Annotated in this window: 10 protein-coding genes; 4 read left to right on the top strand and 6 right to left on the bottom strand. The window is 62.9% G+C overall.

Annotation, left to right across the window (positions count from 1 at the left end):
* Positions 1-22: 22 nt before the first annotated feature.
* Entirely contained in the window at positions 23-997 is a 975-nt protein-coding gene (gene trxB / locus NE852_RS15695; RefSeq protein WP_008530884.1) for a thioredoxin-disulfide reductase, read from the bottom strand.
* A 231-nt stretch (positions 998-1,228) separates the two neighbouring features.
* On the opposite strand from trxB, the gene NE852_RS15690 reads away from it, so the two are divergent.
* Entirely contained in the window at positions 1,229-1,696 is a 468-nt protein-coding gene (locus NE852_RS15690) for an Lrp/AsnC family transcriptional regulator (protein WP_008530885.1), read from the top strand.
* A gap of 5 nt (positions 1,697-1,701) precedes the next feature.
* Here NE852_RS15690 and NE852_RS15685 read toward each other — a convergent pair whose 3' ends face one another.
* On the bottom strand, positions 1,702-3,048 hold the full coding sequence (locus tag NE852_RS15685) for a sigma-54 dependent transcriptional regulator (protein ID WP_008530886.1): 1,347 nt from the start codon (positions 3,046-3,048) through the stop codon (positions 1,702-1,704).
* 4 nt (positions 3,049-3,052) lie between these two features.
* The gene (locus NE852_RS15680) at positions 3,053-4,924 is read right to left on the bottom strand and encodes an ATP-binding protein (RefSeq protein ID WP_258155809.1); all 1,872 of its coding nucleotides are present in this window, start codon (positions 4,922-4,924) and stop codon (positions 3,053-3,055) included.
* Between the two features lie 225 nt (positions 4,925-5,149).
* On the opposite strand from NE852_RS15680, the gene NE852_RS15675 reads away from it, so the two are divergent.
* Positions 5,150-6,481 (top strand): dicarboxylate/amino acid:cation symporter, encoded by a 1,332-nt coding sequence (locus NE852_RS15675; RefSeq protein WP_008530892.1) that lies wholly within the window; start codon positions 5,150-5,152, stop codon positions 6,479-6,481.
* 71 nt (positions 6,482-6,552) lie between these two features.
* Here the strand turns inward: NE852_RS15675 and NE852_RS15670 are convergent, their stop codons facing one another.
* Together NE852_RS15670 and greA are read right to left on the bottom strand one after the other, a co-directional pair.
* Positions 6,553-7,608: a glycosyltransferase family 4 protein gene (locus NE852_RS15670; protein ID WP_037173042.1), complete on the bottom strand. Its 1,056-nt coding sequence runs from the start codon at positions 7,606-7,608 to the stop codon at positions 6,553-6,555.
* A gap of 27 nt (positions 7,609-7,635) precedes the next feature.
* Positions 7,636-8,112 (bottom strand): transcription elongation factor GreA, encoded by a 477-nt coding sequence (gene greA / locus NE852_RS15665; protein ID WP_003565408.1) that lies wholly within the window; start codon positions 8,110-8,112, stop codon positions 7,636-7,638.
* Between the two features lie 240 nt (positions 8,113-8,352).
* Here greA and NE852_RS15660 point away from each other — a divergent pair, with 240 nt between their 5' ends.
* Together NE852_RS15660 and NE852_RS15655 are read left to right on the top strand one after the other, a co-directional pair.
* Entirely contained in the window at positions 8,353-9,585 is a 1,233-nt protein-coding gene (locus tag NE852_RS15660; protein WP_008530896.1) for a putative DNA modification/repair radical SAM protein, read from the top strand.
* On the top strand, positions 9,585-11,039 hold the full coding sequence (locus tag NE852_RS15655; protein ID WP_258155808.1) for a UdgX family uracil-DNA binding protein: 1,455 nt from the start codon (positions 9,585-9,587) through the stop codon (positions 11,037-11,039). The genes NE852_RS15660 and NE852_RS15655 overlap by 1 nt, the downstream gene beginning before the upstream one ends.
* 55 nt (positions 11,040-11,094) lie before the next feature.
* On the opposite strand, the gene carB is transcribed toward NE852_RS15655, so the two are convergent.
* Positions 11,095-14,583: a carbamoyl-phosphate synthase large subunit gene (carB, locus tag NE852_RS15650; protein ID WP_258155807.1), complete on the bottom strand. Its 3,489-nt coding sequence runs from the start codon at positions 14,581-14,583 to the stop codon at positions 11,095-11,097.
* Positions 14,584-14,676 lie beyond the last annotated feature (93 nt).

The following is a 14,676-nucleotide window of genomic DNA, read 5'->3' as shown; positions in this document are numbered from 1 at the left end:
TCCCCCGCCCCTCATGCCGATCTTACTCCGCGGCCACGGCGACGGGCATGTGGCCCGTCAGGTATCGCTCTGCTTCAAGTGCGGCCATGCACCCCATGCCGGCGGCGGTGATCGCCTGGCGGAACGTATCGTCCGTCACGTCGCCGGCGGCATAGACCCCTTCCAGGCTGGTCGCTGTCGAATCCGGCGCGGTCCAGAGATAGCCATTGTCCTTCAGCTTCAGCTTGCCCTTGAAAAGCTCGGTCGCCGGGGCATGGCCGATCGCGACGAAAACGCCGTCGATCGCCATTTCGGTGATCGCGCCGGTTCTGAGGTCACGCAGGCGCGCGCCGGAGACGGATTGCGGCATCGGGGGCTTGGCCGGTGTGCCGGTGATTTCGGCCACCTCTGTGTTCCACAGCACCTTGACGTTTTCCTTGGCGAAGAGGCGCTCCTGCAGGATCTTCTCGGCGCGGAAAGAATCGCGGCGGTGCACTACCGTCACCGACTTGGCGATATTGGAGAGATAGAGGGCTTCCTCAACGGCGCTGTTGCCGCCGCCGACCACGATCACGTCCTTGTTGCGGTAGAAGAAGCCGTCGCAGGTGGCGCAGGCCGAAACGCCGAAGCCCTGGAAATGCTGCTCGCTCTCGATGCCGAGCCACTTGGCCTTGGCGCCTGTGGCGATGATCAGCGTATCGGCGGTCCAGACCTGGCCGCTGTCGGTGCGGGCGACGAAGGGGCGCTGGTTCGTGTCGACTTCGGTCACAAGGTCGTTGACGATCTCGGCGCCGACATGTTTTGCCTGCTGCAGCATCTGCTCCATCAGCCAGGGACCCTGGATCGGATCGGCAAAGCCCGGATAATTCTCGACGTCGGTGGTAATCATCAGCTGGCCGCCCTGTTCGAGACCGGCAATCAGGACCGGCTTCAGCATGGCGCGCGCGGCATAGACCGCGGCAGTATAGCCGGCGGGTCCGGAACCGATGATGAGCACCTTCGTGTGGCGGGCAGGCATGTCATTTCCTTTCGACTGGCAGGAGAGCGGCGGCTAGGTGGCGATTGCGGCCGTTTCGCGGTCCATGCGCCATTTATGAACGTCCAATGCTATTATTCAAGGGCAGCCTTGCATTACCAACAAGGCAAATCGCCCTGTTGTGCAAGAATCCGTCATCACAGTGAAACTTTCTTGCGTATTCCGCGGCTTTATATAGAAGCTCCCCGCGGAGAATTAAAGAAAGGCAATGATGTGGGGCGGACCGAACTCGACGTCATCGATATAAAGATCCTCCGGGAGTTGCAGGCCGATGGCCGCATGACCAATGTGGAGCTCGCCGACCGCGTCGGCATCTCGGCACCGCCCTGTCTGCGCCGGGTGCGCAAGCTCGAGGAAGCGGGGGTCATCGAGGGCTATCACGCGATGCTGAACAGCCCGAAACTCGGCTTCGACCTCGTCGCCTTCTGCATGGTCGGCCTCAAGCACCAGTCGGAAGGCAATCTCAAGTCCTTTGCCGCCGCCACCACCGAGTGGCCGCTGGTGCGCCAGGCCTGGATGGTCTCGGGCGACAGCGATTTTCTGCTGCATTGCGTGGCGGAAAACCTCACCAGCTTCCAGGATTTCGTCATCGAAGTGCTGACGGCGAACGAGCACGTGGATACCGTGCGCACCATGCTGACGATCCGGCAGGTGAAGAAGCTGGGACTGGTGGAAGTCTAAACAGCCTATTTGCGGGAAGCATAGCCGCCGCGGCTGATACCGTGGCGCTGGAGTTTGTCGTAGAAGGTCTTTCTGGGAATGCCGAGCGCTTCGATGGTGCGGCGCACGTCGCCGTCATTGGCCGAGAGCGCGTCACGGATGATCTCCGCCTCATAGCGTTCCAGCCGTTCGGGAAGCGTGCCGCCCGTCGGCGGTTGGGGAACTGCCGCCGTTCCTCCGCCTTCAACGCCGAGCACCACCCGTTCGGCATAGTGGGACAGCTCGCGGACATTGCCCGGCCATGCATGGGTGACGAGATGGCGGCGAACATTCTCCGAAAGCTGCGGGACATCGCGGCGGAAGCGCTCGGCGGCGCGAGCGGCGAAATGGGAAAACAGCAGCGGAATATCGTCGCGGCGTTCTCTGAGCGGCGGAATCGAGATCGTCACGACATTCAGCCGGTAATAGAGATCCTCGCGAAAATCGCCACGCACACCGGGATCTCCGAGGTCGATCTTGGCAGCCGCGACGACGCGCAGATCGACGGGACGTACCTCATTGGTGCCGAGTGGCGTGATTTCGCGCATCTCCAGCACGCGCAGCATCTTGACCTGCGTGGCAACGGGCATGCTCTCGATCTCGTCGAGGAAGAGGGTGCCACCGCTTGCATGTTCTATGCGGCCCATGCGCCGCTTCTGGGCGCCGGTAAAGGCGCCGGCCTCGTGGCCAAACAGCTCGCTTTCGATGACGGTTTCGGGCAGCGCTCCGCAGTTCAGCGCCACGAAATTGCCCTTCCGGCGGCGGCTCCATTGATGCAGGATCTGCGCGACGACCTCCTTGCCGCTGCCGGTTTCGCCGGCAACAAGCACGTCCACATCGGTATCGGCGATGTGGCGAAGAATGTTTCGGAGGTTTTCCATGACCGGCGTCTGGCCGATCAGGGGCAAGGTTTCCTGCGCATTTTCGGCAGCCCTGCGCAGCATGCGATTTTCCAGCACGAGCCGCCGTTTTTCGCTGGCGCGGCGCACGCTCTGGACGAGCCGGTCGGCCGGAAAGGGTTTGGCAATGAAATCGTAGGCGCCATCCTGGATCGCCTGGACGGCCATCGGAATATCGCCATGGCCGGTCATCAATATCACCGGCAGGTCGGCATCCATGTCCTTAAGCGTGGCGAAGAACTGCAGTCCGTCGATTTCTGGCATGCGGATATCGGTGACGACGGGGCCGGCAAAATCCGCCGGCAGATCCGCCAGCGCCGCTTTCGCGCCGTCATAGGCCGAAACGGAAAAGCCGGCGAGTTCGAGTGTCTGGGCGGTGGCGCGGCGCAGGTCCTTGTCGTCGTCGATCAGCGCGACCGGGCTCGGTGTGTCCATGGTCTCAAGCCCTCCTCAGGTGAACGATGAACCGGCTTCCCTCGTCGTTGCTCTCGACTTCCATGCGGCCGCCGTAATCGCCGACGATGTCCTTGGAGATGACAAGCCCGAGGCCTAAGCCTTTTTCCTTCGACGTGTTGAAGGGCGTGAACAGCCCCTTGCGGATCTCGGGCGAAATGCCGGGGCCGTTGTCGGAGACGGTCAGCGTCACAGTCTCCGCATCGACCGAAGTCCTGACCTCGACGCGGCCGAGATCGGCCTTCGGGGCAACAGCCTCCAGCGCGTTCTGAAGCAGGTTGATGAGCACCTGCTCGAGGCGGATCCTGTTTCCCATGACCTGCAGGTCGGCCGGCGGCAGGTCGATGTCGAGCGTATCCATGCGCCCGGCAAAGCGGCTGCGCAGCAGCATGACCGCGCCTTCGATGACGTCCTTCAAGCCAGTCGGCTCCGCACCCGCGCGGCCCTTGCGGGCAAAGGTCTTCAATTCCTCGGTGATCGCGCCGATGCGCTCCGTCAGCGCCGCGATGTTTTCGAGATTTTCACCGGCGGGCGCGGTCTGGCCGCGGTCGAGAAAGGTGCGGGCGTTGTCGGCATAGGCGCGAATGGTCGCAACGGGCTGGTTGATCTCATGGGCGACGCCGGCGGCAACCTGGCCGAGGATCGCCAGGCGGTTTGCCTGCACCAGATCCTGCTGCACCGCCTGCAGCTTCTGCTCCGTGCTTCTATGGCCGATGATCTCGGCCTGCAGCCGGTCACGCGCCTGGCTGAGATCGAGCGTCCGTTCGGCCACGCGCCTTTCCAATTCCTCCCGCGCCTGCTGCTCTCTTGATATCCGCAGGGTGATCGTCTGACGGCGGCGCAGCAGGAAGGCGGCGGCGGCGAGCAGCGGCAGGAGCGTGAGGAGCGCGAGCATGCGGGCCTCGCGAATTCCGGCATCGACGGAGGGGCCGAGCGCCACTAGATGCTGCAAATGCCATCCCGTCTCGGGAACCGGCGTGCCGACGTCGAGAAACCTGGTCTTTCCGGCGCCACCGGGCATGACGATCTCGACGACGTCGAGCCTGTCGCCGAGATTGCGAACGGCATCGAGGGGCAGGGGCCGAAGCGGCGCATCGCCGAACTGCAGGCTTTCGCGGATCGCCGTCAGCCGGTCCTCGGCGATCCGGCCGATCGTCATGAACCGCCACGACGGAATGCTGGTGATGAGGACGATGCCGCGTTCGTCGACGACGTAGGAGGGTGCGTCGGTGGCATTCCAATCCGCCTCGACGTCGTCGAACTCCACCTTGACCACGACGACCCCGAGGAGGCCGTTATCGCCGGATATCCGTTCGGAGATATAGAGACCTGGTTTCTTGCTGACGGTGCCGAGGGCGAAGTGCTCGGCCTGTCCCTTTGCGACGGCGCCCTGAAAATATTCCCGGAAGCGATAGTCATTGCCGACGAAGCTCGTTGGCTCGCGCCAATTGCTGGCCGAAACCGCCATGCCGTCCTTGTCGATGACATAGATGACGGCGGCCTTCGTGCCCGCCGCCAGCATTTCCAGCTTCTGGCTGAGCCGCTCGAAGGCGCCGGCATCGCTTCCGGCAAGGGCTGTGGCAAGCGCATTGTCTTGTGACAGGACGAAGGGAAGGGCCCGGTATTTTTCAAGGACGGTGCGCAGCAGCGCCGCATTCAGCCTGGCATCCATGCGGGCCTGTTCCTCAAGGGCGGCCTCCGCCCGTTGCCGGCCGATCTCGCCACCCGCCCAGAGGCTGGCGACGGCTGCAAGGAGCGCGATGACCGCATAGGCCCACCACATCCGACGGATGCGATGGTGCAGGGGCAGGGTGGGCCACAGCGAAGATACGGACAAGGACATGGTGGATTTGTGCATTTTTCTGCACGGGATGCAAATGGATTTGTGCGGATTTCCGCATCGCTTATTTAGCTTTTCGATGGCGATATAAAATATTCCGTAGCGAAATCAAACATTTGTCTTTGCTCTGCGAAACTGGCACGGCGATTGCGAAGGAGATGGCAACAACGGCTGAGCTGTTGGATTGAAGCGAGCGGCTCGGGAGGCCGGAGTTCGTTCCGGGCGAGCCTTTAGGAGGACATCATGATCGCAACACCAGTGCATGCAGTCGCAGACGACAAGGGCCGGAAGCCCTTTTATTCCCATCTTTACGTTCAGGTTCTCGCGGCCATCGCCGCGGGCATCATTCTCGGTCACTTCTATCCCGACCTCGGCACGCAGCTGAAGCCGCTCGGCGATGCCTTCATCAAGCTCGTCAAGATGGTGATTGCGCCGGTGATCTTCCTGACGGTGGCGACCGGTATTGCCGGCATGAGCGACCTGAAGAAGGTCGGCCGCGTCGCCGGCAAGGCGATGCTTTATTTCCTGACTTTCTCGACGCTGGCGCTCGTCATCGGCATGATCGTCGCCAATGTGATCCAGCCCGGCGCCGGCATGAACATCGATCCGGCCTCGCTCGATCCGAAGACGGTCGCCACCTTTGCCGAGAAGGCGCATGAGCAGAGCATCGTCGGCTTTCTCAGCAATATCATCCCGACGACGATCGTCGGCGCTTTTGCCGATGGCGACATTCTGCAGGTGCTGTTCTTCTCGGTGCTCTTCGGCATCGCGCTCGCCATGGTCGGCGAGAAGGGCGAGCAGGTCGTCAATTTCCTCAATGCCCTGACGGCTCCCGTCTTCAAGCTCGTCGCCATCCTGATGAAGGCCGCCCCGATCGGCGCCTTCGGCGCCATGGCGTTTACGATCGGCAAATATGGCATCGGATCGATTGCCAACCTCGCCATGCTGATCGGTACGTTCTACATCACCTCGTTGCTCTTCGTGCTCGTCGTTCTCGGCGCCGTCGCCCGCTACAACGGCTTCTCGATCCTGGCGCTGCTGCGTTACATCAAGGAAGAGCTGCTGCTGGTTCTCGGCACCTCGTCTTCGGAAGCCGCGCTTCCGGGGCTGATGAACAAGATGGAAAAGGCCGGCTGCAAGCGCTCGGTCGTCGGCCTCGTCATCCCGACAGGCTATTCCTTCAACCTCGACGGCACCAATATCTACATGACGCTTGCAGCCCTCTTCATTGCCCAGGCAACCGGCATCAACCTCTCCTGGGGTGACCAGATCCTGCTGCTCTTGGTGGCGATGCTGAGCTCGAAGGGTGCCGCCGGCATCACCGGCGCCGGCTTCATCACGCTTGCCGCAACCCTCTCCGTCGTGCCCTCCGTACCGGTCGCCGGCATGGCGCTCATCCTCGGCATCGACCGCTTCATGTCGGAATGCCGGGCGCTGACCAACCTCGTCGGCAATGCGGTCGCGACGATCGTCGTGGCGCGCTGGGAGAAGGAGCTGGATACGGTGCAGCTCGCCAGAGCGCTCGGCGGCCATGCCGAGGACACGTCGACTGCCGGGCTGCAGCCGGCGGAATAACCGGCCGCTCTCTTTGTCATCCCTGAATATCGCAGCGGCCCGTTATCTGACGGGCCGTTTCTCTTTGTGCTTCAGCGGTTGTCGCCGAGGAGGCGATCGTAAATGGCGCCGATCGCACTTGCTTCCTTCTCCAGCGCGAAATTCGCCCTGACATGGCGCAGCGCATTCTCGCCATGGGCGATCGCCAGAGCGGGGTCTGCGATGTAAGGGACGATCGCCCGCGTCAGCGCCTCACCGTCGCCGGCGGCCACCACCGAGCCGGTCTCGCCCTCGGCGATGAGTTCGGCATAGGCGCCCGCGTCCGACGCGACCACGGCGGTCCGCGAGGCCATGGCTTCAAGCGGCGTCAGGCCAAAACCTTCGTTGCGGGAAGGGGCGACATAAAGCGTCAAGCGGCGATACCAGACCTTGATATCGGGTACTTCGCCGAGGAAAAGCATCCGGTCGGTGAGGCCCGCGGCGGCAACATCCGCCTTGAGCTTGTCGCCAAAGGCGGTGTGCTCCGCCGTTAGCCGGCCGGAGACGACGGCCGTCCATTCGGGATACTGCGGCAGGAGCTCGATCATCGACTTGACGAAGAGATCGGTGCCTTTCTGATGGCGCACGCGGCCGAAACAGCCGACGAGATAGCGGCCTGGCAGGCCGGTGGCGGTTATGCCGTCATCGGCCGTTTCCGGCGGGTGGAACAGGGAAAGGTCGACGCCGTGCTGGATGACCGTGTGCGGCACCTCGAGGAAGGAGCCGGAACGGTCGCTGGTCGCGATCACCGCGTCCATGCGGCGGATCAGCCATTTCGTATAGGCGGTGTGGCGACGCTGCGCGGCCGAGGTGAAGAGCAGCTTCAGGGGCATGCGCAGGAGATGGCGAAGCAGGATGCCGACGGCCATCTCATTGTTGCGCCGGGCGTGCCAGACGCGGTGGCGTCGGCGCGCGGGCCGGCGCCACAGGCCGAGGAGTTGCGGCCATGTCAGTTTCGCCAAGCCCTCCGGCAGGCCGGGGCCGAGCGTTGCGATCCGGATGCCGAGCCGGATCTGGCACGGAATGAGCTGGACGATGGTCGACGTGACGCCGGAGAGCCGGCGCTTGAAATTGGGCGCGATGATCTCGACGTCACGCATATCAGGCAAGGGATGGGTCTCGTGTCTGGCGGGCGATCAGCCCCAGGAAACCTGGAGGATTTCGTAAGCCTTGGAGCCGCCGGGCGCATTGACTTCGATGGAATCGCCGACTTCCTTGCCGATCAGCGCACGCGCGATCGGGGAGGAAATGGAAATGCGGCCGGCCTTCACATCGGCTTCCTGGTCGCCGACAATCTGGTAGGTCTTTTCTTCCTCGGTGTCCTCGTCGACGAGCTTCACCTTGGCGCCGAACTTGATCTTGTCGCCCGACATCTTGGTGAGATCGATGACCTCGGCGCGCGCCGTCAAGTCTTCCAGCTCGCTGATGCGGCCTTCGTTGTGGCTCTGGGCTTCCTTGGCAGCGTGGTATTCGGCGTTTTCGGAAAGGTCGCCATGGGCACGGGCTTCGGCGATCGCCTCGATGATTCGGGGGCGCTCCTCCTGCTGACGCCAGCGCAGCTCTTCCTGCAGCTTGACGAAACCACCCGGTGTCATCGGTACCTTTTCAACCATTTTTCTGTCCTTCAGTCTTCGTGTCCGCGCAGTCAGGCACACACAAAAGAAAACAGGTCCCGAAGGGGAGCTTCGGAACCGTGCCACAATACTAGTCGAACGCTTATAGCAGATCGCCGAGGCCGATTTCCAGAAAATTCGCATGAATGAAACGTAACCCACTGCGACGTCAGGCGGTGCACCTCGAAAACGGGCAGGGGAGATTGACTTTGCACATTGGAACATATAGTGAACATAGCGATGAAGAAGTCGCTTGCCGAACGCTTGGCCATCCTTTCCGACGCTGCGAAATATGACGCTTCCTGCGCTTCCAGCGGCACGGTGAAACGCGATTCGAGCGCAAGTGGCGGGCTCGGTTCGACGGAGGGAGCCGGCATCTGCCATGCCTATGCTCCGGACGGGCGCTGCATTTCGCTTCTGAAAATCCTGCTGACCAATTTCTGCATCTACGACTGCGCCTATTGCATCAATCGCTCGTCCAGCAATGTCGAGCGGGCACGTTTTACGGCGGAGGAGGTCGTCTGGCTGACGCTGGAATTCTACCGCCGCAACTATATCGAAGGCCTCTTCCTGTCCTCCGGCATCATCCGTTCGTCCGACTACACGATGGAGGAGATGGTCCGCATCTCGCGCGAACTACGCATGACGCATAACTTCCGCGGTTACATCCATCTGAAGGCGATCCCCGAGGCATCGCCGCATCTGATCGAGGAGGCGGGGCTTCATGCCGACAGGCTGTCGCTGAATATCGAGTTGCCGACGGATCAAGGAATTACCCGCTTCGCACCGGAAAAGAAGCCCGCCAATATCAGGCGTTCGATGGGTGATCTCAGGTTGAAGATCGAGGCGGCCGAAGAGCCGACGCTCAAAACGAGGAAACGTCGGCGTTTCGTTCCGGCCGGCCAGAGCACGCAGATGATCGTCGGCGCCGATGGAGCGAACGACGCGACGATCCTTCAGACCAGCGGCCGGCTTTACAGCAGCTATGGCCTCCGACGCGTCTATTATTCCGCCTTCAGCCCGATTCCCGACGCTTCGAAGAATTTGCCGCTCATCAAGCCGCCGCTGATGCGCGAACACCGGCTCTATCAGGCTGACTGGCTCTATCGGTTCTATGGTTTCGGCATCGACGAGATCACCGCGAACCAGGCGGGCGGCATGCTCGATCTCAATCTCGATCCGAAACTTGCCTGGGCGCTTGCCAACCGGGGCGAATTTCCCGTCGACGTGAACCGCGCCGATCGGGAGAAGTTGCTGCGTGTGCCCGGTCTCGGCACCAAGACTGTTAAGGCGATCATTTCGGCGCGGCGCTTCCGCCGTCTGCGGCTCGATGATCTCGCCCGGCTTGGTGTTTCGATCAAGAAGGTTCAATCCTTCATCTCGGCGGAAGGCTGGTCGGCGCGCCGGCTGATCGACCGCCCGGATCTGCGCGCCATGTTCGAGCCGCAGCCCGAACAATTGTCGCTGCTGTGATGCGCCGGGTCGTGCTGGCGGGGCGCGGGGACCTCGCCGAATGGCGCGATGCCGCACGCGCCTTGGCGGGCGCCGGCCTATTGCCCGAGGAGATCGACTGGCGCGAGAAAAGTGCTGAGGCCGATCTTTCATTTCAACGTGACGCCATGCCGCCGGCGCCGGCAACATCAGGCAAGCCGATGACGGTGCCGCCCGCCTTCATCGAGCTTGCGGAGACGGTTCTCTGCCATTCCGATCCGGCGCGGTTTTCCCTGCTTTACCGACTGCTCTGGCGGCTGCAGCTGGACCGGCAGTTGCTGGAGGTGACTTCCGATGAGGATGTCGTGCGGGCCAGGCTGATGGCGAAGAACGTTTGGCGCGACGCGCACAAGATGACGGCCTTCGTCCGCTTCAAGGAAGTGGGTGCGGCATCGGCGGGCCGCCGGAAATTCCTCGCCTGGTTCGAGCCGGACCATCATATCGTCAGGCGCACCGCTCCCTTCTTCCAGCGGCGCTTCACCGACATGGACTGGCGGATCGCAACGCCGAAGGGATCCGCCGCATGGGATGGCGAACGGCTGACGATCACCAACGAACCGTGCGAAAAGCCCAATCTCAGTGATGCCACGGATGAACTCTGGCGCACGTATTATGCCAATATCTTCAATCCGGCGCGGCTGAAGGTGAAGGCGATGCAGGCAGAGATGCCGAAGAAATACTGGAAGAACCTGCCGGAAGCCGATCTGATTCCTGGGCTGATCGCGTCAGCAGAAAACAGAGTGCGGGAGATGGCCGCGCGGGAGGCGACGCAATCGCTGCCCTTTCACGACCGCCTGCAGGATGCGGCGCGCAATCTTCCCACCGAGCCCCCGGCACCCGCGGGCACTCTGGAGGCCCTGCGCGCGGAAGCCGCCGTCTGTGCCCGCTGTCCGCTTCACGCCCATGCGACGCAGACGGTCTTCGGGGAGGGGCCTGATGATGCGGAGGTGATGTTCGTCGGAGAGCAGCCGGGCGATCAGGAGGATATCGCGGGGCGCCCCTTCGTCGGTCCGGCCGGCAGGCTTCTCGATCAGATGATCGCGGAGGCGGGCATCGACCGTTCGACGCTCTACGTCACCAATGCGGTCAAGCATTTCAAATACGAGCCGCGCGGCAAGCGGCGTATCCACCAGAAGCCCAATATGGGCGAGGTGAAGCATTGCCGCTGGTGGCTCGACCGGGAGATGGCGCTCGTCAAGCCGAAGCTGATCGTCGCGATGGGAGCGACGGCGCTTGCGGCGCTGACCGATGTGAAGGAGCGCCTGCAGGATGTCAGGGGAAGGGCGATGGCGATCGAAGGAGGGCGCACGCTCTTCGTGACCGTGCATCCATCCTATCTGCTGCGCATCCCAGATGAGCGGTTGAAGGCGGAGGAGGTGGCGCGGTTTCGCGAGGATATGATGACGATTCAGCGGCTTATCGCATCAGCAGGATAAAGAGATTCCGGCGGAGTTCGCGCCATCACCCACCTGGCGATGGCGCTGTCCGATTTCAGGCGAAGTAGCTCTGCAGCGGCCGGACTTCGAGATTGCCGGCCTTCAGCGCCTTGATCGCCTGGGCGGCGGCTTCGGCGCCGGCCATCGTCGTGTAGTAGGGCACCTTCTGCATCAGCGTCGCACGGCGCAGCGACTTGGAGTCCGAAATCGCCTTGTTGCCGTCGGTGGTGTTGATGACGAGCTGGACCTGACGGTTGCGGATCGCGTCTTCGATGTGCGGGCGGCCTTCCAGAACCTTGTTGATCTTGGTGGCGGTGATGCCGTTCTCGCCGAGGAAGCGGGCGGTGCCGCCGGTTGCCAGGACCTTGAAGCCCTGTTCGACGAGGATGCGGATCGCCGGCAGCACGCGCGACTTGTCCTCGTCGCGCACCGAGACGAAGACCGTTCCGTCGCGCGGCAGCTCGACGCCGGCGCCGAGCTGCGACTTGGCGAAGGCCAGCGCAAAATCGGTGTCGAGGCCGATGACTTCGCCAGTCGAGCGCATTTCCGGGCCGAGCAACGTATCGACGCCGGGGAAGCGGGCGAAGGGGAAGACGGCTTCCTTGACGGCGATGTGCTTGAGCTTGCGCGGATCGGGCTTTTCACCGTAGGCGGCGAAGGTCGCATCGAGCTTCTCGCCGGCCATGACGCGGGCGGCAATCTTGGCGATCGGAGCGCCGATGGTCTTGGCGACGAAGGGCACGGTGCGCGAGGCGCGCGGATTGACTTCGAGAACGTAGACCGTGCCATCCTTGATGGCGAACTGGACGTTCATCAGGCCGCCGACGTTGAGCGCCTTCGCCATGGCTTTGGCCTGGCGCTCCAGCTCGTCGAGCAGGTCGACGGGCAGCGAGCGCGGCGGCAGCGAGCAGGCGGAGTCGCCGGAATGGATGCCGGCTTCCTCGATATGCTCCATGATGCCGGCGACATAGACGTCGGTGCCGTCGGAGAGGCAGTCGACGTCGACTTCGATGGCGTGGGTGAGGTAGCTGTCGAAGAGCAGCGGGTTCTTGCCGAGCAGAGTGTTGATCTGGCCGGTCTTGTCGTTGGGATAGCGCTGCTTGATATCCTCAGGCACCAGTTCCGGAACGGTATCGAGCAGATAGGTCTGCAACTGGCCTTCCGAATGCAGGATCTGCATGGCGCGGCCGCCGAGCACGTAGGAGGGGCGCACGACCAATGGGAAGCCGATTTCGGCAGCGACCAGGCGGGCCTGCTCGACCGAATAGGCGATGCCGTTGTTCGGCTGGTTCAAGTCGAGCTTCATCAGAAGCTTCTGGAAGCGATCACGGTCTTCGGCAAGGTCGATCATATCGGGCGCGGTGCCGAGGATCGGGATGCCGTTCTTCTCGAGCGCCTCGGCAAGCTTCAGCGGCGTCTGGCCGCCGAACTGGACGATGACGCCGACGACTTCGCCCCTTTCCTGCTCGGCGCGCAGGATCTCGATGACATCCTCTGCCGTCAGCGGCTCGAAATAGAGACGGTCCGACGTGTCGTAGTCGGTCGAGACGGTTTCCGGGTTGCAGTTGATCATGATCGCTTCATAGCCGGCATCCTTCAGCGCGAAGGCGGCATGGCAGCAGCAATAGTCGAACTCGATGCCCTGGCCGATGCGGTTCGGGCCGCCGCCGAGGATGACGACCTTCTTGCGGTCGGAAACCTGGGCTTCCGAGCGGGCGGCGCCGACGAAAGGCGTCTCGTAGGTCGAATACATATAGGCGGTCGGCGAGGCGAATTCGGCCGCGCAGGTGTCGATGCGCTTGAAGACGGGGCGAACGTTCAGGCCGTTGCGGCGTTCGGCCACTTCCTTCGGGCGCTTGCCGGTGAGCGTCGCGAGACGCGCATCGGAGAAGCCCATCGCCTTCAGCATGCGCAGATTGGTGGCATCGTCAGGCAGGCCGTGCTCGCGGATGCGGGCTTCCATGTCGACAATGTTCTTGAGCTCGGCGATGAACCAGGGGTCGATCTTGCAGCCTTCATGCACCTCTTCGATGCTGAGGCCCTGGCGCAGCGCCTGGGCAACCATGCGCAGGCGGTCCGGCGTCGGCGTGCCGATGGCGGCGCGGATGGCGTTCTGGCTGGATTCGCCTTCCTCGAAATCGGGGATCTCGATTTCGTCGAGGCCGGTCAGGCCGGTTTCGAGACCGCGCAGCGCCTTCTGCAGCGATTCAGCGAAAGTGCGTCCGATCGCCATGACTTCACCGACCGACTTCATCGCGGTCGTCAGAACAGGCGAGGCGCCCGGGAATTTCTCGAAGGCAAAGCGCGGGATCTTGGTAACGACGTAGTCGATCGACGGTTCGAAGGAGGCCGGCGTTGCGCCGCCGGTGATGTCGTTTTCCAGTTCGTCGAGCGTGTAGCCGATCGCGAGCTTGGCGGCGACCTTGGCGATCGGGAAGCCGGTGGCCTTCGACGCGAGTGCGGAGGAGCGCGAGACGCGCGGGTTCATTTCGATGACGACGAGGCGGCCGTCCTCCGGATTGACGGCGAACTGAACGTTCGAGCCGCCGGTTTCGACGCCGATCTCGCGCAGCACCGCGATCGAGGCGTTGCGCATGATCTGGTATTCCTTGTCCGTCAGTGTCAGCGCCGGCGCGACGGTGATGGAGTCGCCGGTGTGGACGCCCATCGGATCGATGTTCTCGATCGAGCAGATGATGATGCAGTTGTCCGCCTTGTCGCGGACGACCTCCATCTCATACTCCTTCCAGCCGAGCACCGATTCTTCGATCAGCACTTCCGTGGTCGGCGAAGCATCGAGGCCGCCGCCGACGATCTCGAAGAATTCCGAACGGTTGTAGGCGATGCCGCCGCCGGTGCCGCCGAGGGTGAAGGACGGGCGGATGATGGCGGGCAGGCCGACATGATCGAGCGCCTGGGCGGCGATCGCCATGGCATGGTTCATGTAGCGCTGCTTGCGGTCGCTTTCGCCGAGGTTCCACTGATTTTCCAGCTCGTCCAGCGCCTTGTCGAGATCGGCGCCCGAGAGGCTTTCGCGCAGCTTGGTACGTTCGGCCTCGTGAGTCTTGCGGTCGAGGTCCTTGATATCGGTTGCGTTCGCCAGCATCGAGCGGGGTGTTTCCAGGCCGATACGGGCCATGGCCTCGCGGAACAGCGCGCGATCCTCGGCCATGTCGATGGCGGCGGGCTTGGCGCCGATCATCTCGACATTGTAGCGGTCGAGCACACCCATGCGCTTCAGAGAGAGGGCGGTATTCAAAGCCGTCTGGCCGCCCATGGTCGGCAGCAGTGCGTCCGGGCGCTCCTTGGCGATGATCTTGGCGACGACCTCGGGGGTGATCGGCTCGACGTAAGTGGCGTCGGCTAGCCCCGGATCGGTCATGATCGTCGCCGGGTTGGAGTTGACGAGGATGACGCGGTAGCCCTCCTCCTTCAGCGCCTTGCAGGCCTGGGTGCCGGAATAGTCGAATTCGCAGGCCTGGCCAATGACGATCGGTCCCGCGCCGATGATGAGGATCGATTTGATGTCTTGGCGCTTCGGCATGGGCGATATCCATTGTCTGGCTGCGCAAAAAGCCGGCCAGGGTGGGAGATCACCAGGTCGGGTCGCGCATTGAGGTCTTTTCAGGCTAGAAGC

Source organism: Rhizobium sp. Pop5, from assembly GCF_024721175.1.
In the GTDB taxonomy this organism is placed as follows: domain Bacteria; phylum Pseudomonadota; class Alphaproteobacteria; order Rhizobiales; family Rhizobiaceae; genus Rhizobium.
Note: the sequence above shows the minus strand (reverse complement) of the source record. Positions and strands in the feature narration are given on the sequence as shown.